Annotated in this window: 17 protein-coding genes; 2 read left to right on the top strand and 15 right to left on the bottom strand. The window is 73.0% G+C overall.

Annotated features, from left to right (window positions below; translation table 11 throughout):
- Positions 1 to 57: 57 nt before the first annotated feature.
- Genes DRB96_RS29340 through DRB96_RS29325 form a run of 4 tightly spaced genes read right to left on the bottom strand, consistent with a single transcriptional unit; the run spans position 58 to position 4,569 of the window.
- Positions 58 to 672 (bottom strand): hypothetical protein, encoded by a 615-nt coding sequence (locus tag DRB96_RS29340; RefSeq protein ID WP_112451180.1) that lies wholly within the window; start codon positions 670 to 672, stop codon positions 58 to 60.
- The gene (locus DRB96_RS29335) at positions 659 to 2,281 is read right to left on the bottom strand and encodes a VWA domain-containing protein (RefSeq protein WP_112451179.1); all 1,623 of its coding nucleotides are present in this window, start codon (positions 2,279 to 2,281) and stop codon (positions 659 to 661) included. Before DRB96_RS29335 ends, DRB96_RS29340 begins: the two co-directional genes overlap by 14 nt.
- Positions 2,278 to 3,468: a toxic anion resistance protein gene (locus DRB96_RS29330; RefSeq protein WP_112451178.1), complete on the bottom strand. Its 1,191-nt coding sequence runs from the start codon at positions 3,466 to 3,468 to the stop codon at positions 2,278 to 2,280. Before DRB96_RS29330 ends, DRB96_RS29335 begins: the two co-directional genes overlap by 4 nt.
- Positions 3,469 to 3,480: 12 nt before the next feature.
- Positions 3,481 to 4,569 carry a substrate-binding domain-containing protein gene (locus DRB96_RS29325; RefSeq protein WP_239516210.1) on the bottom strand — a complete coding sequence of 363 codons (1,089 nt, stop codon included), beginning with the start codon at positions 4,567 to 4,569 and terminating at the stop codon, positions 3,481 to 3,483.
- Between the two features lie 137 nt (positions 4,570 to 4,706).
- Here DRB96_RS29325 and DRB96_RS29320 point away from each other — a divergent pair, with 137 nt between their 5' ends.
- Positions 4,707 to 5,165 (top strand): hypothetical protein, encoded by a 459-nt coding sequence (locus DRB96_RS29320; RefSeq protein WP_112451176.1) that lies wholly within the window; start codon positions 4,707 to 4,709, stop codon positions 5,163 to 5,165.
- 123 nt (positions 5,166 to 5,288) lie between these two features.
- Here the strand turns inward: DRB96_RS29320 and DRB96_RS29315 are convergent, their stop codons facing one another.
- Complete coding sequence (locus tag DRB96_RS29315; protein WP_112451175.1) at positions 5,289 to 5,681, bottom strand: hypothetical protein; 393 nt, start codon at positions 5,679 to 5,681, stop codon at positions 5,289 to 5,291.
- Between the two features lie 101 nt (positions 5,682 to 5,782).
- Positions 5,783 to 6,994, bottom strand: coding sequence for a pyridoxal phosphate-dependent aminotransferase (locus DRB96_RS29310; protein ID WP_112451174.1), 1,212 nt, complete (start codon positions 6,992 to 6,994; stop codon positions 5,783 to 5,785).
- Positions 6,995 to 7,377: 383 nt separating this feature from the next.
- Here DRB96_RS29310 and DRB96_RS29305 point away from each other — a divergent pair, with 383 nt between their 5' ends.
- The gene (locus DRB96_RS29305) at positions 7,378 to 8,952 is read left to right on the top strand and encodes an alpha/beta hydrolase (protein WP_112451173.1); all 1,575 of its coding nucleotides are present in this window, start codon (positions 7,378 to 7,380) and stop codon (positions 8,950 to 8,952) included.
- A gap of 88 nt (positions 8,953 to 9,040) precedes the next feature.
- Here DRB96_RS29305 and moeZ read toward each other — a convergent pair whose 3' ends face one another.
- The 9 genes from moeZ to DRB96_RS29260 form a co-directional block, all read right to left on the bottom strand.
- Positions 9,041 to 10,219 carry an adenylyltransferase/sulfurtransferase MoeZ gene (gene moeZ / locus DRB96_RS29300; RefSeq protein ID WP_112451172.1) on the bottom strand — a complete coding sequence of 393 codons (1,179 nt, stop codon included), beginning with the start codon at positions 10,217 to 10,219 and terminating at the stop codon, positions 9,041 to 9,043.
- 63 nt (positions 10,220 to 10,282) lie between these two features.
- Entirely contained in the window at positions 10,283 to 11,029 is a 747-nt protein-coding gene (locus DRB96_RS29295; RefSeq protein ID WP_112451171.1) for a spherulation-specific family 4 protein, read from the bottom strand.
- Complete coding sequence (locus DRB96_RS29290) at positions 11,017 to 12,030, bottom strand: NAD-dependent epimerase/dehydratase family protein (protein ID WP_112451170.1); 1,014 nt, start codon at positions 12,028 to 12,030, stop codon at positions 11,017 to 11,019. The genes DRB96_RS29295 and DRB96_RS29290 overlap by 13 nt, the downstream gene beginning before the upstream one ends.
- A gap of 114 nt (positions 12,031 to 12,144) precedes the next feature.
- Positions 12,145 to 13,044 (bottom strand): hypothetical protein, encoded by a 900-nt coding sequence (locus DRB96_RS29285; protein ID WP_112451169.1) that lies wholly within the window; start codon positions 13,042 to 13,044, stop codon positions 12,145 to 12,147.
- Positions 13,041 to 14,840: a DUF3492 domain-containing protein gene (locus tag DRB96_RS29280; protein ID WP_112451168.1), complete on the bottom strand. Its 1,800-nt coding sequence runs from the start codon at positions 14,838 to 14,840 to the stop codon at positions 13,041 to 13,043. Before DRB96_RS29280 ends, DRB96_RS29285 begins: the two co-directional genes overlap by 4 nt.
- 175 nt (positions 14,841 to 15,015) lie before the next feature.
- Complete coding sequence (locus DRB96_RS29275; RefSeq protein WP_112451167.1) at positions 15,016 to 16,701, bottom strand: ABC transporter ATP-binding protein; 1,686 nt, start codon at positions 16,699 to 16,701, stop codon at positions 15,016 to 15,018.
- On the bottom strand, positions 16,698 to 17,690 hold the full coding sequence (locus DRB96_RS29270; protein ID WP_112451166.1) for an ABC transporter permease: 993 nt from the start codon (positions 17,688 to 17,690) through the stop codon (positions 16,698 to 16,700). The genes DRB96_RS29275 and DRB96_RS29270 overlap by 4 nt, the downstream gene beginning before the upstream one ends.
- Positions 17,687 to 18,670, bottom strand: coding sequence for an ABC transporter permease (locus tag DRB96_RS29265; protein WP_112451165.1), 984 nt, complete (start codon positions 18,668 to 18,670; stop codon positions 17,687 to 17,689). The genes DRB96_RS29270 and DRB96_RS29265 overlap by 4 nt, the downstream gene beginning before the upstream one ends.
- Entirely contained in the window at positions 18,667 to 20,409 is a 1,743-nt protein-coding gene (locus tag DRB96_RS29260; protein ID WP_112451164.1) for an ABC transporter substrate-binding protein, read from the bottom strand. The genes DRB96_RS29265 and DRB96_RS29260 overlap by 4 nt, the downstream gene beginning before the upstream one ends.
- Positions 20,410 to 20,540: the final 131 nt, after the last annotated feature.

Raw genomic sequence — 20,540 nt, 5'->3', positions numbered from 1 at the left:
CATGAAGCTCCTGCGGCCGGCTGTCCCCGGCCGCGGGTCGACGCGGGATTCCCCGACTCAGGTTTCCCTGCGGCCTTCCAAATAGGTCGTGTGCGTCTGCTGGCGGCGGGCCTCCGTTTCACGGAGGTCCGCCGTCACGCGTTCCGCCTCCTCGCGCAGCAGCGACAGCTGCCGCTCCAGGTGGCGCTCCGGCGATTCCCCGCCCGGCGTGAGCCTGGTCCACCAGCGGGTCCGGTTGTAGGTGTCCACGCACTCCGGGACGTCCGTCCGGATCGCCCGCGTCAGCGCGTGCACCGCCTCCGGGTCGCCGGCCAGGACGCCGGCCACCCAGCCCGGCTCCAGCATCGCCGCGTACAGCGCCAGCAGCTCGGCCAGGATCCCGGCCGGCTCCGCCGGCAGGTCCACCTCGCCGACGTACTCCCGCAGCCGCGCGAAGTCCTCCCGTACGAAGCCCAGTTGCTCGGCGGGCTCCGGGGGCACCGGGGGTGCGGGCACGTCCGGCGGGGCGATGAGCGCGCCCGCCGCGTACAGTCCGCCGACCACGACCGGCCAGTACGTGCCGGCCACCCCGGCCAGCGTCAGGCCCACCCCGACCACGCCGCAGGCGCTGCCGGCCAGGTTCTTCTTCGACTCCAGGTACCCGAGGATCCCGGACGTCCTACTGGTAGCCACGGATCTCCTCGAAGGCTCCGTCCAGGGAACCGTTGCCGTCGGTGGCGTCGAAGAGCCGCCCGCCGGTCAGTTCGGTGATGTGGGTGAGCTCCTTGCGGTCCGAGTCGCCGAACAGCACCGCGAAGACCGGCGTGTGCTTCTGCGCCTCCGGCAGCCCCGCGTAGAAGGTGTCGAAGTCCTTCACCTTGTCGCCGCTCTGCCCGTCCGTCATCAGCACGATCGAGGTGAAGGCGTCCGCGTTGCCCTGCCCCAGGTGCTGGTACGCCGCCTTCAGGCTGCCGTACACGGCCGTGCCCCCCTGCGGCTGCAGCGACTTCACGTCACCCCGGATCGCGTCCAGGGCCGGTCCGGGGTTCCCGGGCTCGACCACGTGCGTCAGCACCTTCTTCACCTTGTCGCCGAAGGGCAGCAGCGTCACCTCCTCGCGGTCCCGGAACCGGTGCCCGGTCCCCGAGGTCCCGCTCCCCGTCAGATCGGTGAGCGCCGTCTTCAGCCGTCCGATGCGGTCCTCCTCGGCCATCGAGCCCGAGGTGTCCAGGACGTACACCGTGCGCGAGGGGCGGCGCAGCTCGTTCTCGTAGCTGGCCAGCAGCCCGTCCGCGACCGACCGGGTGCCCGGGAAGGGCAGCTCGCGCCGCTTGTCCGCGTTCAGCGGGGCCGCCGGGGCCACGCCGGCCCCGACGGGCCGCCGGAAGGTCTTCTCGGTGATCGCCTTCTGGGCCTCGGCGCCGCGCAGGTAGTCGGTCAGCACCCGCCCCGACTCGCGGGCGCCGGACGGGGCCGAGGTCAGCAGGGTCAGCGGGTAGTGGGCGGTGACCACGCCGTCGAGCGGCCGGATCACCGTCAGGTCCGTCTTCGCGTCCCGGTTCAGGGACAGCAGCACCGACTCGTAGTTCACCAGCGCGTCGACGTCCCCGCGCTTGGTGTAGGCGGCCGCCAGCCAGCCCGAGGAGCCCGAGGTCAGCTTCTGCCCGGTGAAGAACTCCTTCAGTTTCGGCTGCGCCTTCGCCACGTCCGCGTCCGTCAGCGCCGCCTGCGCGCCCGAGAGCCCCGACGCGACGGAGACCAGCGCGGAGAAGCCGGAGTTGGAGCGCACGGGATCGGTCATCCCGTAGGCCAGCTTCCCGGTGGAGACGGCCTCGTGCACCGCCGACCAGGTGACCTCCCCGGGCTTCCAGCCCAGCCGGGCCAGCGCCTGCGGCTTCACCCCGATGGCGACGGGCGAGGACATCACCGGGGTCTCGCTCGACAGCTTCCCCGCCGCCTCGGGCCGCAGCCGCAGGTAGTCGTTGGAGGAGAGCCAGACGGCGTCGTACTTGCCGTCCGCCGCGCCGGAGGCGATCTGCTCGACCGCGTCGAGGGTGCCGGACAGGGTCAGCTCCACGCTGACCCCCGTGGCGGTCTTCGCCGCCTTCAGCACCTCGTCCATGTCGGCCAGCTCGCTGGAGGCCAGCACGCGCAGCTTGCCTTCCTGGTACACCGTCTGCTTCGGCTTGTCCGGCGTCCCCCCGGAGGTGCACGCGCCCGCCCCGAGCAGGGTCGCGGCCAGGGCCACGGCCGCCGCCAGCCGTCTGCGCACCACGGCGCCACGGATCCTGGTGCCGTTCATCGGGCTCCGCCTTCCAGGGCGCTCGCGTTGCGGGTGCGCGCCAAGTACGCCGAGGCGTCCCGCAGTTCACCGGTCAGGGACTCCACGGTGGCCGCCATGCTCTCGGTGGCCTGCACCTTGAAGGTGTCGATCGTGTCCAGCGTCTTGTAGATCTGCGCGAAGGCCGTGCGCAGCGTCTCCGCGCCGACCGCGGGGTCGGCGGCGATCCGCTGGATCTCCCCGCTCTGCGTGGCCAGCATGTCCGCGTTGCCGCGGATCAGGGACTCGGTCGTATCGCGCAGGGTGTTGATCTGGCGGCTCACCTCGTCCTGGGTGTTCAGCGCCGAGGCCAGCATCACGGCGATCCGCAGCGCGGACACCGTGGTGGTCGCGGCCCGGTCGACGCCCTTGATCAGCTCCTCGTTGTTGCGGCGCACCACGTCCATCGCCAGGTAGCCCTGCGCGCAGACGGCCAGCTGGGTCAGCAGGTCCTGGTGCTTCTGCCGGACGGGGAACAGCACGTCCACGCGCAGCGCGTCGGCCTGCTGCGGGTCGCCCTGCTCGGCGATCCGCTGCTCGACGGCCGCGTCCAGGGCCTCGGTGAGCACCGCGTACTCCTGGAGCTTGCCCATGGTCTCCCACAGGCGCGCGCGCTCGGTGTGCAGGGCGGCGCTGTCGCGGCGCAGTTCGTCCTGGCCGCCGCGCAGCGCGCCGACGATCCGGTTGAGGGTCGCCTGCGAGGAGGCGTACTTCGCCACGTGGTCGCGGAACTTGTTGCCGCCGGGCAGCTTCGAGAGGAACTTGCGCACGCCCTTCGTCGAGCTGCCCGCGCTCTCGCTCGGGTCCAGGTCCTCGACGGTGCGCCGCAGTTCGACCAGCGAGCCCGCCACGCGGGCCTGGGCGTCGCCGCCGCCGTCCGCGCCGAGCGAGCGTACGGCCCGCTCCAGCATCCGGTTGGACTGCTGGGCGGCGCCGCGGATGTCGGCGGAGCCGAGGGCCGCGATCTCCCCGATCCGGTTCGCGAACTCGGGGGAGCGGCTGTCGATGCCGGCCAGCGAGCCGACGTACTCCCCGGCCCGGCGCGCCATCTCCTCGCGCACCCCGTCCTGGAGCGGTACGAGGCCGGCGGCCTGCTCCCGCTTGACGGGGGCGACGGGCTCGGGAGCGGTGAGGACGAGCGGCGCGTCCTGCGGTGGTGTCAGTGTCATGGTGTGGTCCCCCTATCCCTTGGTGCGCGCGGCCAGCGCCATCAGGATCTTGACGGTCGGTGCGCCGACCTGGCGGATGCCGGTCAGCCCCGGGTTGAGGTACGCGGCGTGCGGCGCGGTGGCGGCGGTGAACTCGGCCACCCCCTCCTGCGGCCGGAACCCGTGGCGGATCGCGAGCTCGCGCAGCTTCGGGTCGGTGGCCAGCAGGCTGCCGAGGTCCTTGGCCTTCTCGCTGATCGGCACGAAGGTGTGCGGGGAGTTGACGGTGGTGTCCGGATAGAGCACCACCATGCCGGCGACGTCCCCCGATGTCTGCTTCTGCAGGAGCAGGCTGGCCACCTGGGACTCGTAGGCGAGGATGAGCGGTTCGCCGCTGCCGCTGATGAAGGCCCGGAACGGGTCGTCGGTGCTCGGCTCCAGGGCGCCCTGCACGGAGATCAGCTTGCGCAGCAGGGGCGCGGTCCGCTCGATGCCCGCGTCGTCGGAGACGACGGTGGAGTTGTTGGCCACGTTCGAGGTGGCGGCGAGGAAGAGCGCGCCCGAGTTGGAGGTGGCCGGGTCGGTGGTCTTGATGAACACCGTGCCGGTCAGCTCGGGGTAGGCGGTGGTGCCGCCCTGGAGCTCCTGCCACTTCCTGTCCTCGCCGGCGGCCTTCAGGTAGGGGCCGAGGAGGAGCGTGCCGGAGTTCTTGCCGTTCATCTTCACGAGGCCGCGGTCGGCGAGGACCTTGGCGGCGTTGGAGCGGGCGATGACGACGAGCGGGGAGAAGAACGGCTTGGTGTTCTGGGCGCCCTTCACCCCGGCCGAGGCCTCGATCTCCTTGGCGGGTTCACTGCTGCTGGGGAAGGCGAAGTCGAACTCCTTGAGGGCGAGTTGGTCCATCGCCCAGGAGCCCGAGGTCTCCGCCTTCACGGTGTAGCCCTTGTCCTTCAGGGCCTTGACGACGTCGGGGTCGCGGAAGAACTCGGACTTCTCCGAACCGATGACGCCACGCACGGTCTTCGTTGCCGTGCCCTCCGGCTTCTTGCCCCCGATGACGATGGCGGTTATCACGCCGCCGATCAGGAGGACCGCCAGGGCGATTCCTAGGATGCGTCTCACGGGTGCAGAGTGCTCGCGGAAACCCACATTCCGCGATGAGTTGAGTGAACGCGAGGTGACGAGGCGGTCCCACTTCGAAATGCTGTGTGGGCCCGTGGGTGCTGGTGGGCGGGGCGGGCGGCCGGGAGGATCGTCCCATGGGCGTGAGTGCGTTGAAGTGGCAGGGCTGGCTGGTCGCCCTGGTGTCCGTGGCGGGACTGCTGGTCTTCGCCCCGCTGGGGCTGTACGTGTGGGCCGGCGGTGCGCCGACCGCGCGGCCGGCCGGGGCCGCGCGGGAAGACGTACGGATCACGGACTGCCGAATCGATCCGGCAAGCCGGCGGGTGGCGGCCTCGGTCGAGGCGGTGAACCGCTATCCGGCGCCGGGGGCGTACGTGGTCACCGTGGAGTTCCGCGACCAGCCGGGTCCGGAGCCGGACCGGGCTGGTTCTGCGGCCTCGGCGGCTTCATCGGGGCGTGGGCCCCAGGTGCTGGTGCGGATCCCGGGCGTGCGCGCGGGGGCGACGGAGCACGGTGACGCGCTCGGGCCGGTCTGGCCGCCGGCCACGGTCCCCTGGTGCGGCATCGCGGCCGCGGACTTCGCTCCGGCCCCGTAGCGGGGCCGGGGACGGAGTCGGGTTCGCCGGCGGGGCGGGCGCAGACCCGGCGGGTTGCGGGCCGGGCGGCCCGCAGGACAAGGGCACCCGGTCCGGAGCCTCCGCGGCCCCGGACCGGGGCCGTCAGGGGGCGCCGACGAGGTCGAGCGCGGCCGCGTGCGCGTCCATGCGCCCCGCGGCGAGGATCGCGACCGTGGTGTCGGCGCGGGAAGCGGCGACGAGCAGGGCGCGGGCGGCGAGGTCGTGGGCGCGGTGGTGCAGCGCGGCGGCGGCCTCGGCGTCGTGGCCGGGCTGCTGCGGGGCGCGGGTGGGCTGTGCGCCGCGCAGGCGGGCCACCTCGGCGGCGATGCGGGCGGCCGCCTCGTCGAGACCGAGGTCGTCCGTCACGGTGAGCAGCGCGGCGAGGTGGCCGGCGAGCTGGATGTCCAGGGCTTCGGAGCGGCTGCTGCGGGGGTAGTCCGCGCGGTGGCCGCCGATGCGGGGGTCGACCGACTTGGTGCGAATCGGTTCGTACATGAGGTGGCCTCCTGCGTGGTCAGGAGACCATCCTACATTGGATTCGTTCTAAAGTTGAGCTGAATCCTGATCCTGTGGGCCGGCGCAACCCCCTGGCCCCCCTACGGCTGGCTGTAGCCGTCCAGGAAGTTCCCGATCCGGGTCACCGCGTCGGCCAGGTCCTTCGCGCCCGGCAGGGTCACGATCCGGAAGTGGTCGGGCTCGGGCCAGTTGAAGCCCGTACCGTGCACGACCATGATCTTCTCCTCGCGCAGCAGGTCGAGGACCATCTGGCGGTCGTCCTTGATCTTGTAGACGGACGGGTCCAGCTTGGGGAAGAGGTACAGCGCGCCCTTGGGCTTCACGCAGGTGATGCCGGGGATCTGGGTCAGCAGGTCGTACGCCGTGTCGCGCTGTTCCAGGATCCGCCCGCCGGGCAGGACCAGGTCGTTGATCGACTGCCGCCCGCCGAGCGCGGTGGCGATGGCGTGCTGGGAGGGCATGTTGGCGCACAGCCGCATGTTCGCCAGGATCGTCAGGCCCTCGATGTAGGACGAGGCGTGCTTCTTGGGCCCGCAGACCGCCATCCAGCCGGAGCGGTAGCCGGCGACGCGGTAGTTCTTGGAGAGCCCGTTGAAGGTGAGCGTCAGCAGGTCCGGGGCGATGGCGGCGGTGTTCGTGTGCGTGGCGCCGTCGTAGAGGATCCGGTCGTAGATCTCGTCCGAGCACACGATCAGGTTGTGGCGGCGCGCGATGTCCGTCAGACCGCGCAGCATCTCGTCGTCGTAGACGGCGCCGGTCGGGTTGTTCGGGTTGATGATCACGATCGCGCGGGTGCGGTCGGTGACCTTGCGCTCGATGTCGGCGAGGTCCGGCATCCAGTCGGCCTGCTCGTCGCAGCGGTAGTGCACGGCGGTGCCGCCGGCCAGGCTGACGGAGGCGGTCCACAGCGGGTAGTCCGGCGCGGGGACGAGCACCTCGTCGCCGTCGTCGAGCAGCGCCTGCATCGACATCTGGATCAGCTCGGAGACGCCGTTGCCGATGTAGATGTCCTCGACGTCCAGGTCGATGCCCTTGGTCTGGTAGTGCTGCATCACCGCGCGGCGCGCCGACAGCAGCCCCTTCGCGTCCCCGTAGCCGTGGGCCGTGCCCAGGTTGCGGAGCATGTCCTCAAGGATCTCCGGCGGGCACTCGAAGCCGAAGGCCGCGGGGTTGCCGGTGTTGAGCTTGAGGATGCGATGACCTGCTGCTTCGAGCCGCATCGCCTCTTCGAGCACGGGGCCGCGGATCTCGTAGCAGACATTGGCGAGTTTCGTTGACTGGATCACCTGCATGACGGGAGCTTACGGGGCCCGGTGCGGGTGCGCTCCGCTATTTGACCGGGAGGCGAGGGGTGGATGGTGGACCGATATGTCCCCTTTCGCGCAAAGCTTCGGTGCGGGCGGCGCGCGCCCTTGGAAACCGGGGCCGGGGCACGTCCGCGGCCTGCGGAATGGGTGGCGTATCCTAGACACCTCTGACACTGACGACGATCTCGCGGCGGCGCCACGGGCACCGTTCGCTCCAGTCTCGGCCGGTCCGGCGCCCGTGGCTCCACTCACGCTTACTCCTCGTGCTCCCCAGCCGAGGGCTCCTTGCCCCCGCCCGCCTCCGCGGCCGCTGACCCGGATGGGTCAGCGCGGGGGCGCGCCGGACGGGCCGCCCACAGGATGGGGACATGCCCACAAACTCCCTCCGGGTCGCCGCTGCCGCCGTCACCGCCGCCGCGCTGCTCGCCACCAGCGCCTGTTCCGACGGCGGCGGCAAGGAGAAGAGGGGCAAGGACGGTGCCGCGCAGGGCGCCAAGAAGCTGAAGTGGGGGGACTGCGAGGCCCCCACCGCGGCGGAGGGCGGCGGGCAGGTGCCGGGCAAGGACTGGCAGTGCGCGGTCCTCGACGTGCCCCTGGACTACGCCGAGCCCGAGGGCGAGACGATCCCCCTCGCGCTCATCCGGGCCAAGGCCCGTGACAAGGACAAGCGGATCGGCTCGCTCGTCTTCAACTTCGGCGGCCCCGGCGGCTCCGGCATCACCACCCTGCCCGGCGCCGCGACCGAGTACGCGGCCCTGCGCGACCGGTACGACCTGGTCAGCTTCGATCCGCGCGGGGTCGGCCGCAGCGCGCCCGTGAAGTGCGAGGACGACAAGCAGCTGGACGCGTACTACGCCTCCGACTCCACCCCCGCCACCCCGGCGCAGGAGAAGGACTTCCTCGCCACCATCGACACGTACCAGAAGGCCTGCGAGAAGAACTCCGGCAAGGTGCTGCCCCACGTCGGAACGGAGAACGCCGCCCGCGACCTGGACCGGATCCGCCAGGCCCTCGGCGACGAGAAGCTCCACTACTTCGGCATCTCCTACGGCACCGAGCTCGGCGGGGTCTACGCCCACCTCTTCCCCAAGAACGTCGGGCGGGCCGTCTTCGACGCCGTCGTCGACCCGACCAAGACCTCCGAGGAGGGGGGTCTCGGCCAGGCCAAGGGCTTCCAGCTCGCGCTCGGCAACTTCGCCCAGGACTGCGTGAACCGCGGCGACGCCTGCCGGCTCCAGGGCAGCACCGCCAAGGAGATCGAGGCGAACATCATCAAGCTCCAGAAGGACCTGGCGGCCAAGCCCATCGCCGGCTCCGGCGACCGGCAGCTCACCGAGACCTCGGCCACCAACGGCATCGCCCAGTCCCTGTACTCCAAGGAGCTGTGGCCGCTGCTGGAGCAGGGGCTCGACGAGGCCGAGGGCGGGCAGGGACAGCTGCTCCTCGCCCTGTCGGACGCGCTCAACGGGCGGGACCAACAGGGCCGTTACAGCAACATCGGCGCCGCGAACACGGCCATCAACTGCGCGGACTCCAAGGAGCGCTACACCCTGGAGCAGACGAAGGCGAAGCTGCCGGACTTCCGCGCCGCCTCGCCCGTCTTCGGCAACTTCCTCGGCTGGTCCATGATGAGCTGCACCGACTGGCCCGTCGCGGGCGCCTGGAACACCCCGGACGTCTCCGCCCCGGGCTCGGCGCCGATCCTGGTGATCGGCAACACCGGTGACCCCGCGACCCCGTACGAGGGCGCGCGCAAGATGGTGGAGCGGCTCGGCCCGGGCGTCGGCGTGGAGCTCACCTACAAGGGCGAGGGGCACGGCGCCTACAACAGCGGCGACCCGTGCGTGCAGCAGGCGGTGAACTCCTACCTGCTGGACGGGAAGGCGCCCGCGTCCGGCACGGTCTGCACCGCCGCGCCGAACGCCTCCCCCTCCGCCGTCTGACCCCGGGAACGCCGCAGGGGCCGTACGCGCGCGGTGCGCGGTACGACCCCTGCGGGGACTGCCGGTAGACCCGGTAGACCCGGTAGACCTAGTAGACCGGCTTCTCGGGCTCGATCTGGTGGACCCAGCCGATGACGCCGCCGCCGACGTGGACCGCGTCCGCGAAGCCCGCGGACTTCAGGACCGCGAGGACCTCCGCACTGCGGACACCCGTCTTGCAGTGCAAGACGATGCGCTTGTCCTGCGGCAGGTCCGCGAGGGCCGTGCCCATCAGGAACTCACCCTTGGGGATCAGCTTCGCGCCGGGGATCGAGACGATCTCGTACTCGTTGATCTCGCGGACGTCGATGATCTCGATCGGCTCGTCGTTGTCGATCCACTCCTTGAGCTGCTTGGGAGTGATCGTCGAGCCGAGCGCGGCCTCCTGGGCCTCCTCCGACACGACGCCGCAGAAGGCCTCGTAGTCGATGAGCTCGGTGACGGTCGCGTTCGGACCGCAGACCGCGCAGTCGGGGTCCTTGCGGACCTTGACCTGGCGGTACTGCATCTCCAGGGCGTCGTAGATCATCAGCCGGCCGACCAGCGACTCGCCGACGCCCGTGAGCACCTTGATGGCCTCGGTGACCTGGATGGACCCGATGGACGCGCAGAGCACGCCCAGCACGCCGCCCTCGGCGCAGCTCGGGACCATGCCCGGCGGGGGCGGCTCCGGGTAGAGGCAGCGGTAGCACGGGCCGTGCTCGGACCAGAAGACCGAGGCCTGGCCGTCGAAGCGGTAGATCGAGCCCCACACGTACGGCTTGTTCAGCAGCACGCAGGCGTCGTTGACGAGGTAGCGCGTGGCGAAGTTGTCCGTGCCGTCGACGATGAGGTCGTACTGGCTGAAGATCTCCATCACGTTCTCGGCTTCGAGCCGCTCTTCGTGAAGGACCACGTTCACGTACGGGTTGATGCCCAGCACGCTGTCGCGGGCCGACTGGGCCTTGGAACGGCCGATGTCCGCCTGGCTGTGGATGATCTGGCGCTGGAGGTTCGACTCGTCGACCTCGTCGAACTCCACGATGCCCAGCGTGCCGACGCCGGCCGCGGCCAGGTACATGAGGGCGGGCGAGCCGAGGCCGCCCGCGCCCACGGCCAGCACCTTGGCGTTCTTCAGGCGCTTCTGGCCGTCCATCCCCACGTCGGGGATGATCAGGTGGCGGGAGTACCGACGGACCTCGTCAACGGTGAGCTCAGCAGCTGGCTCTACCAGGGGTGGCAGCGACACGGGGACTCCGTAGATGATTAAGTCTTAACGGTGGTTCTTCCCGTAACACTGCCACGCCCTCCTTCATTCCGAGACACCCGGTCCGATCCGCGAGACGATTTCGTCCCAGTACCCGGGCATCGACGCCCAGGGGTCCCGGTCGGCCGCCCCTCTGCGGTCGGTGAACCAGATGGTCCCCGCGCCCTGCCAGCGGGCGATCCGGACCGCCTCCTCCAGGTGCGTGCGCGGCACCCCGTGCACGAGGTGGCAGAACCGCTCCGGCGGATGGTCCGCCGTCCACTCCGCCACCTGCGACCAGCGGTAGTCGGCCCAGGTCCCGGAGAAGGTGACCAGTTGGTCGGCGGTCTCCACATAGCCCTCGCACGGGTGGGTGCCCTGTCCGAGGACGATCCGCGGGTCCCCGCCGATGCCCCGCAGGGTGTCGGTGACCCGCCGGACGGCGGCCAGTTCCGCCGGTCCGGCCGGGGCGTCGGCGAGGTAGAAGCCGCCGACCCCGTACCAGTCCCGGAAGCGGTGGGCGTCGGAGACGAGCTCCCCGAAGGAGCGCTCCCCGTCTCGCATCGCGAGATGGCCGAGGACCACGCCGCCCGCGCCGCGCAGCTTCGCGGCGGCCTCCGTGCAGTGCGGGTCGGGCCGGCCGCCCGGCCCGTCCGCGACGTTGAGGACGGCCCAGTGCAGCGGTGTCCCCGGCCGGGTCAGCTCGGCCCACTCGACCGGGGCCAGCAGCGGGTGCGCGTAGCCGGGGACGCCGAGGCCGACCTTGCCCGTCCCGGTGGCCGGCTCGGCCGCCGGCGTCGTCAGATGCGGCACGCGGCCTCCATCCAGATGTCCGCGAGGGACTCCTCCAGGTTGATCCGGGGCCGCCAGCCGAGCCGGTCGCGGGCGGTGCGGACATCCGCCTGCTGCCAGGCCCCGCAGCCGTCCGGGTAGGGGTACGGGGGCTGCGCCGCCGCGGCCAGTTGCTCGGCCGTGGCCTCGGAGCGCGGGGAGCCGATGGCGGCGAGCCCCTGCGGCCGGCCGGGGTGCCCGTGCCCCTGCGGGTGCTGGGCGTGCTGCGGCAGGTCCAGCTCGTGCAGCGAGCCCCCGTAGCCGGCGACCCGCGCCAGCACGGCGGCGGCGTCGCGCAGCCGGACCGCGCGCCCGGTGCCGATGTTGACGACGCCCTGGGCCGCCGACAGCGAGGCCGCGTGCACCGCCCGCGCCACGTCGCGCACGTCGACGAAGTCGCGCTGCACGCCGAGGCCGCTGAGCTTGAGCTCGCCGTCCCCGGACTGCATCGCGCGCCGCATGGCCTCGGCGAGCCGGCCCAGCGGGGACCCGGCCGGGGTGCCGGGGCCGACGGGCGAGAACACCCGCAGGACGACGGCGTCGAGCCCGGAGCCCAGCACCAGTTCGGTGGCGGCCAGCTTGCTCACTCCGTACGGCCCTCCAGGTCTGGGCACGGCGTCCTCGGCCGTGGACGACCCGGGCTGGCTGGGCCCGTACTCGGCCGCACAGCCGAGCTGGACGAGCCGGGCGCCGCAGCCGCTGCGGCGCAGCGACTCGCAGATGGTGGCGACGGCGACGGTGTTGTGCCGGGTGAGCTCCCGGGCGCCGCCGCGGGTGGCGCCCGCGCAGTTGATGACGACGCCGGGGTGGACGGCGTCGAGGAACCGGGTGAGGGCGCCGGGACTGCCGGTGGCGAGGTCGAAGCGGACGTCCGCGTCGTCGCCGCGGCCGAGCGCGGTGAGCTGGACCGCGGGGTCGGCGAGCAGGCGGTCCGCGACGTAGCGCCCGAGGTATCCGTTGGCTCCGATCAGCAGCACCCTCATCGCGTGGCCCCTTGGTTGGTTGGCTGGCCGGTCATGTCCTGTGTCTCCTTGCTGGATGGGTCGGTACGGGGGTACGGGGTACTTCGGTGTCGGCTTCCGATGGGCTCGGGCCGCTCAGGGGCGCGCGTGCGCGGAGGCCCGCGACAGTGCGAGGACGGCGGGTACGAGGAGTCCCGCGGCGGCGGCGAACGGCGCGGCCGGAATCGGGAGCAGGGCGAGGCCGAGGGCCAGGGCGGCGGCGAGCGCGCCGCGCGGGGCGCCGTGGCCGAGGAGCAGCCGGATCAGGAACAGCAGCACCGCGAGCGGTACGGCCACCGCCGGCGCGGCCCCGGCCAGCGCGGCCGCCCCCGCGGCGGCGGCGGCGAACAGCGCGAGCGTGCCGAAGAGCAGCGGCCTCAGCCCGTCGGCGAAGTCGTCCAGGGCCCGGCTCCCGGCGAGGCGGCGCCGGGCTCGGGCCGCGAAGACGGCGCCGGCCAGGTGCGCGGGGGCGACGGCTGCGGCCAGGGCGAGGCCGAGCGGGGTCCCGTGCCGGTGGACGGCCCAGCCGAGGGCGGCCGCGGCGAGCAGGTACACCGCGACCGGGAAGCGGCTGCCGGCGGCCCGGCCCGGCCGCCCGAGGGCGGCCACCGTGGCGAGCACCGCGACGGCCCCGGCCCAGGGCACCCCGGCGGCGGCCGCGCCGAGGGCGAGGGCGCCGGGCAGCAGGGCGTAGCCGAAGCCCCGTACCGCCTCGGGGCCGACGGGGATCCCGGCGTGCGGGGCGGGCGCGGTCTGCGCGCGGGGGGTCCGGGCGTAGAGCTCCTCGGCGAGGGAGAAGACGTCGCGGTGCCGGAACCGGGCGGCGGTGCGGTCGGTGATGCCGTGCGCCTCCAGCCCGGCGGCGATCTCCAGCGGGTCCACGGCGCGCTCGCACAGGTCGCGGTGGCGGTGGAGCAGCGCCTTGACGGGGTCTCCGGCGGGCCTGCGGCGGGGCGCGGGCCCGGCGGGTACGGCTTCGTCCAGGGGGATGGTCATGCCAGCGCCTCCGCGCTCGTGACGGGCACGGCGACGCGCGCCGTGCCGGACGCCCGGCCGGGCTCCGCGGCGGACGCGCCGGGGTCCGGGCCGACCGCACCGGCGACCGGGGCCGGATCCGCGTCCGGGACCAGGTCCGCATCCGAGTCCGGGTTCCGGACCTGCGCCGGGACCTCGGCCGCGGCCCGGCCGGCGCCCGCGGCCCCGGCGGGAGCCGCGGCCCACGTCGGGGTCGCCCAGTGCCCGGGGACCCGCGCCTCGGGCGGCTGCTCGAAGGGCACCCCGGAGCCGGCCCCTTCGGGCCGGGCCGGGCCGCGGGCGAGCAGCCAGAGGTAGGACTCGTGGAAGGCGGTGACGTTCTGCTCGACCGTGAAGAGCTCCAGGGCCCTGGCCCTGGCGGCGGCCCCGAGCCGCTGGGCCCGCTCGGGGTCGTGCAGCAGGGCGACGCAGGCCTCGGCGAGCGCGCGCGGATTGCGCGGCGGCACCACGAGCCCGGTCCCGCCGATCACCTCGCAGACGGCGCCGACGTCCGTGGACACGGTGGCCCGGCCGCAGAACATCGCCTCGGCCAGGGCGATGGGGAAGCCCTCGATGACGGAGGAGAGCACCACCACCCGCCCGGCGCCGTACGCGTCGGCCGGGGTGGGCGCCTCGGGCCCGCCGACCTCCTCGAAGGTGACCGGGCTCTCGCCGACGGCGTGGGCGTCGGCCGCCTCGTCCGGGAAGAGCTGTGCGGCGAGCGAGCGGCAGTCGGCGAGGTACTGGACGGCCGCCGCCCCCGCGGCGACGGCCGTCGAGAAGATCCGCAGCCGGGTGCGCGGCGCGGCCTTGCGCACCTCGGCGAAGGCGTGCAGCAGGGCGATCAGGTCCTTGGCGGGCTCTATGCGGCCCACCCACACGAGCGTGTCGGGGTCCCCGGAGGCCGGGTCCTCGCCGACGGCGGCGAATCGGTCCGCCTCCATCCCGGGGTAGACGGTGCGCAGCCGCTCGCGCGAGGCCCCGCACCGCTCCTGCCAGCGCCGGGCGTGGGCATTGCCGGGGGTGAGCAGGTCGGCACGGGCGTAGATCTCGCCGGCCAGCCGGGTGTGGAAGGCGGCAAGCAGGGCCCGTACGGCCGGCCGCTCTTCCTGCGAGGAGCTCTCCAGGTAGTGGGCCCGGAGCTGGACGCCGTACTCGGTGACGAGCAGCGGGGTTCCGAAGAAGCGTTTGGCCAGCAGTCCGGGCAGCGACGCCACCCCGCCGGCCGCCGCGTGGCAGACATCGACCTCGCGCAGGCCCTCGTACCAGTCCAGGGACAGCGGCCGCAGCTGCCGCTCGAGCTCGTCCACGAACTCCAGCAGGTCGGCGACCTGGGCCCGCTGCACGGCCCGGTTCGCGCCGGGGGCCCGGCAAGCGGACTCCGCCGCGCGCACGGCCGTCTCGGAGCGCAGTGCGGCGCACAGACCGCCCTGGTCCCAGGCGAGTTCGGCCAATGCGTACAGTCCGTCGGCGAACCGCACGGCGTCGGCCCGGCAGATGCCCCGGACCAGTTCGGTGAAGGCGCCGGCGAAGCGGCGGCGCTCGCGGCGCCCGTAGCTGCGCCCGTCGTCGGCCGGCGCCCACAGGGGGGCGGTGCTGACCCGGGTGACGTGGGCGGGAAGCGGAACCCGGCCGCGCTCCTCCTGTTCGGCGCTGCGGCTCAGCGCGTAGAGCTCGAACTCGTGCTGCGGGAGGCCGCGCACGAGCCGGTCGCACCACAGCCTGGCTTCTCCCGTCGCATACGGATAACCACCTTCCGTAAGCAGTCCGATCCGCACGAGTGGCACCCCCGATCTCCCGTCGCAGGCGGTCTCCGTCGGTCCGGCGACCCGCCGGATACGAACTCAAGCGGATATGCCGAAGGCGCGACGGACGGTTGTCCGTCGCGCCACCGGAAGGGGTGAAGAGTCGTAACTTTCCCGTACGGTTCGCGTTCGAGCACGCTAAGAAGGACTAGGAGCGTGCCGGCACCTTGTCCGGACGGGGTGCGGCGAGGCCGCGGCGGCGCAGTCGGCGCTCGGCCGCCAGCGCCGGGTCCAGGGCCGGTACGGCCGCCAGGAGTTGACGGGTGTAGGCGTGCGCCGGCCGGTCGTACACCTCGTCGACCGGGCCCTCCTCCACGATCGCCCCGCCCCGCATGACCGCCACCCGGTCGCTGACCTGCCGGACCACCGCGAGGTCGTGCGCGATGAAGACCAGCGCGATGCCCAGCTCCCGCTGGAGCTCGGCCAGCAGGGCGGTGACCTGCGCCTGCGTGGTCACGTCGAGGGCGGAGACGGGCTCGTCGCAGACGATCAGCCGGGGCCGGGGCGCCAGCGCCCGGGCGATGCCGACGCGCTGGCGCTGGCCGCCGCTGAACTCGTGCGGGTAGCGGTCGTAGTGCGCCTCCTCCAGCCCGACGCGGACCAGCAGTTCGCCGACCCGGGCCCGGATCACGGACTCCTCGCGCTCTCCGGCCGCGCGCAGCGGATCGGCGATGGACTCGCCGATGGAGCGGCGCGGGTTGAGCGAGGACACCGGGTCCTGGAAGACCATCTGCACGCCCGCGGCCACGCCCGCCACCTCCCGGCCCGCGTGGCGCACCTGCCCGGAGCCCGGTTCCAGCAGTCCGACGAGCATCCGCCCGAGCGTGCTCTTGCCGCTGCCGCTCTCCCCCACGATCCCGAGCGTCTCCCCGGCCCGCACGGCGAGCGAAACCCCGTCGACGGCGGCCACCCGCCGCTTGCCCCGCCCGAACTCCTTGCGCAGCGAGAACGCTTCGACGACGGGCGCTTCGTCCACGGGTGCCTCCGCGGCGGCCCCGGGGCCCGGTTCCGCCCCCGGCCGGGCCGGGCGCGGCACGTCCAGCCTCGGCACCGCCGCCAACAGGGCCCTGGTGTACGGGTCGGCGGGCGCCGAGAGGACCGAACCGACCGGCCCCCGCTCCACCGCGGAGCCGTCCCGCATGACCAGCAGCTCGTCCACGCTCTCCGCCGCCACGCCCACGTCGTGGGTGACCAGGAGCAGGCCGAGGCCGCGCTCCTCGCGCAGCCCGTGGAGCAGGTCGAGGATCTGCGCCTGGACGGTGACGTCCAGCGCGGTGGTCGGCTCGTCCGCGATCAGCAGCCGCGGCTCGCACGCCAACGCCATGGCGATCAGCGCCCGTTGGCGCATGCCGCCGCTGAACTCGTGCGGGCGCGCCCGGGAGCGGCGTACGGCGTCGGGGATGCCCACCCGGTCCAGCACCTCCACGGCCCGGGCCCGGGCGGCGCGCCGCGAGACGTCGGCGTGGATGCGGTACACCTCGGCGATCTGGTCGCCGATGGCGTAGTACGGGTCGAGGGAGCTCAGCGGGTCCTGGAAGACCATGGCGGCCACGGCGCCGCGCAGGGCGCGCAGCTCGGCCGGGGAGGCGGAGCCGACTTCGGTGCCGCCGACCCGGACGGAGCCGCCGAGCCGGGCCCCGGTGCCCTGCTGGAGCCCCAACAGGGCCGCCGCGACGGTGGACTTGCCGCTGCCGGACTCCCCCACGAGGCCCAGGGCCCGCCCCTGCTCCAGGGTGAAGGAGATCCCGTCGACGGCCCGGACGAACTCCCCCGGCGCGCCCACCGGGAAATCGACCACGAGGCCGCTCACTTCCACCAGCGAGTCGGTCGTCATGCCAGGGCCACCCTTCGGTCCGCGACGGCGTACAGCAGGTCGGCGACGGCGCCCGCGACCACGACGGCCGTGCCGATGGTGAGGACGACGCCCACCACGACGGGCAGGTCCACCACCCGCACCCCGTCGATCAGGGTCTTGCCGAGTCCGGGGATGCCGAACAGCGACTCGGTCAGCACGGCGCCGCCGATCATCGTGCCGAAGTCCACCGCGCTGAGCGCGATCACCGGGGCCACGGCGCCGCGCACCGCGTGCCGGGTCACGATCGCCCGCTCCCCCACTCCGTAGGCGCGGAAGGTGCGGATGTGGTCCTCGGCGAGCGTTTCGAGCGTGGAACTGCGGGTGATGCGGGCGTACTTGGCGCTTTCGAAGAAGCCGAGCGTGACCCAGGGCAGCAGCAGGTTCCAGGCCCACTGCTCCGGGTCCTCGCCGAACGGCACGTACGTCGGGAAGGGCAGCCACTGGAGGTAGGCGCAGACGGCCATGAGCAGCAGCAGCCCGAGGATGAAGACGGGGGTCCCGGTGGCGGCGAGGGTGAGCACGGTCAGTGCCCGCTCGGTGAACCCGCCCCGGCGCAGCGCGGACAGCAGTCCGGTGCCGACGCCGATGACGAGCCAGATCACCAGCGCGCCGAGCGCCAGCGACAGGGTGGCGGGGAGCCGCTCGATGATCAGCTCGGTGACCTCGCGGTCGTTCTGGTACGAGAACCCGAGGCAGGGCGCGTCGCAGTGCAGCACCAGCCCGGCGCCGCCGGAGTAGTCGCGGCCGACCAGCAGCCCCTGGAGGAAGTGCAGGTACTGGACGGCCACCGAGTCGTTCAGCCCGAGCTGCTCGCGCACCTGGGCGATCTGTGCCGGGCTGCACCGCTCCCCGCACGCGACGCGGGCGGGGTCGCCGGGGGCGACGTAGAAGAGGGCGTAGACGGCGATGGACAGGGCGAGCAGGACGAGCAGTGCCCCGCCGAGCCGTTTGAGCGCGAAGAGGGTCACGCGCTGCGCTCCTTCCGGGTGCCGACCCGCAGGCGCGAGCCCTCGCGCGGGTCGAGGGCCGTGCGGACGCCGTCGCCGAGGACGGTGAAGGCGAGCACGGTGACGAACAGCAGCCCGGCGGGCAGCAGGACGTAGGCGGGGTCGGCGCGGAACCAGGTCTGCGCGCTGGAGAGCATCTGCCCCCAGGAGGGGGTGGGCGGCTTCACGCCGACGCCGAGGAAGGACAGCGAGGCCTCGGTCACCATGTTGCCCGGCAGGTTGATCGCGGCGAGGGTGATGACGGGGGCGGCGAGCGAGGGCAGCAGCTCGCGGCGGGCGATCCGCCAGGTGCCGCTGCCGGACAGGCGGGCGGCGTCGACGAAGTCGAGGCCGCGCAGGGCCAGGGTCTGGGCCCGCACCATCCGGGCGGTGCCGCCCCAGCCGAGCAGGCCGATGACGAGGATCAGCAGCAGCGGGCGCGGGAACCCGGGCGGGACGACGGCGGTGAGCGCGACGCCGAGCACCAGCATGGGAAGGGCGATCATCACGTCGGTGAAGCGTCCGAGCAGCTGGCCCACGAAGCGGTTGCCGAGGGCGGCGGCCAGTCCGGCGGCGATGCCGACGCAGAGCTGGACGACGGTCGCGCCGAGCGCGACGAGCAGCGAGATCCGCGCGCCGTAGAGCAGCCGGGTGAACAGGTCGCGGCCGGTGCCCGGTTCGACGCCGAGCCAGTGGTCGCCGGAGATCCCGCCGAAGGAGCCGGTCGGGACGCCGCCGCGCGCGGAGTCCACGAGCTCGTCGTGGTAGGCGTTCGGGTCCTGGCCGGCGAGGTGCGCGAGCAGCGGCGCGGCGAGGGCGAGGAGGACGAGGACCAGCAGGACGGCGGCGGCCGCCACGGCCGAGGGCCGTGCGCGCAGCCGCCGCCAGACCTGCCGTCCGGCGCCCGGGCCCGGGGCGGTGGCCCCGGGCCCGGACGCCGGCGGGTGGGCGAGGAGCGTCATTTGACCGAGACCTGCGAGATGTCGAGGACGCCGGTCCAGTCGCTGATGACGACGTTCTTGACGTCCTTGCCGACGAGCCGCTTGTAGACCGGGTGGAAGAGCGGCACGTCGAGCGCCTGCTCGCCGATCTTCTTGTCGAGGGCGCCCCAGCGCTTGCCGGCCGCCGCGAGGTCGGTCAGCTTGGCGATCTCGTCGATCTCGGCGTTCACCGCCGGGTCGTCGAGCTGCGCGTGGTTGTAGTTGGTGCCGTTGGTCACGATCTGCCGGCCGTCGTAGATCGGCGCGAGGAAGGGCGCGCCGGACGGCCAGTCGGCGCCCCAGCGGGAGAGGAAGAAGCCGGGGGTGTTCTTGACGTCCCAGCGCTTCTCGTTGAAGGCGTTGTTCTCCAGCCCCTCCAGCTTGACGGTGATCCCGGCTGCGGCGAGCGCCTGCTGCACGGCGGTGGCGACCTCGGGGCTCGTCTGGCGGTTCTGCGCGGTGGAGTGGGTGAGGGTGATGCTCAGCCCGTCCTTGAAGCCCGCCTCGGCCAGCAGTTCCTTGGCCTTGGCCGGGTCGCCGGTCTTGCCCGCCGGGAAGTGGTCGTACGCGGTGAAGCCGAAGGCCTCCTGCTCGGGCAGGAAGGTGGTGGCCGGCTCGGCGAGGGCGGAGCCGCCGGCCGCGTTGATCACGCTGGTGCGGTTGATCGCGTAGGAGATGGCCTGGCGGACCTTCGGGTTGTCGAAGGGGGCGGTCTTCGGGTTGAAGGCCAGGTAGTTGACGTAGCCGAAGTGGCCCGTGCCGACCCGCGCCGCCAGCTCCTTGTTGTCCCCGACCTGGGCGAGTTCGGCCGGACCCAGGTTGGTGTCGGTGGTGACGGCGGCCGCGTCCGCGCCGGAGCTGGTGGACAGCCGCTGGTTGATGACCGCCGCGTCGAGCCCGGAGCGGACGTCGATCTTGTCCGGGTAGGCCTTGCGCTCCTCGTCGGTCTTCTCGTCCCAGTTCTCGTTGCGCTCGAGGGTGAGGTGTTCGCCGTCGTTCTCGTTCTTGACGACCTTGTACGGGCCGGAGGAGACGGGGTGCTCCTCGTACTTGACCCCGGTGTCCTTGGCCTTGGGCACGGGCGCGAACTGCGTCTGCGTGGCGAGGAAGGGGAACTCCCCTTCGGGCTTGCGGAGCTTGAAGGTGATCGTCTTCGCGTCGGGCACGACGATCGAGTCGAGGCCCTTGCCGCCGTCCTTGTACGGGCCCTCGTACGCCTCCCCGCCGACCAGCCAGTCGCGCAGGTACGGGGCGCCGCCCGACAGCTCGGCGGCGAAGGAGCGCTCGATGCCGTACTTGATGTCCGCGGTGGTGATCGGCGAGCCGTCCTCGTACTTCAGCCCGTCCTTGAGCGTGTACGTCCACTCCGTCGCATCGGCGTTGGGCTTGCCGAGGTCGGTGGCCAGGTCGGGCACCACCTTGGCGCCGGCCGGGCCGGCCTCGCGGTTGCGGGTGGTCAGCGTGCGGAAGACGAGCGAGGGGACGTTGCCGCCGCCGGAGGTGTAGAGCCGGGCGGGGTCGAAGTCGCTCTGCGGCTCGTTGTTGAGGACGGTGAGCGTGCCGCCCTTCTGCGGGGCGCCGGCGGCGCCCGAGGCGCCCGGCTTGTCCGCGGCCTTGTCCGCGCCGTCCTTGGGCCCGCAGGCCACGACGCCTCCGGCCAGTACGAGGCTGACGGCGGCGGCTGCGGCTGCGCGGCGCGATATCTGGGACTGACGGGGCATGGCGGGGAGGACCTCTCGGCGTGGAACGGGACGGGGAAGGGGCCACGCGAGGGCAACGGTCGACGTCGGTGCGGCCGGCGGTGTGCCGACGGCTCAACGGAAGATGCCGCGCCTGCGGGCGGAAGTGCCCC

The sequence above is a fragment of the Streptomyces sp. ICC1 genome (genome assembly GCF_003287935.1).
In the GTDB taxonomy this organism is placed as follows: domain Bacteria; phylum Actinomycetota; class Actinomycetes; order Streptomycetales; family Streptomycetaceae; genus Streptomyces; species Streptomyces tritrimontium.
The sequence above is the reverse complement of the archived record's forward strand: the minus strand, read 5'-3'. Positions and strand labels throughout refer to the sequence as shown.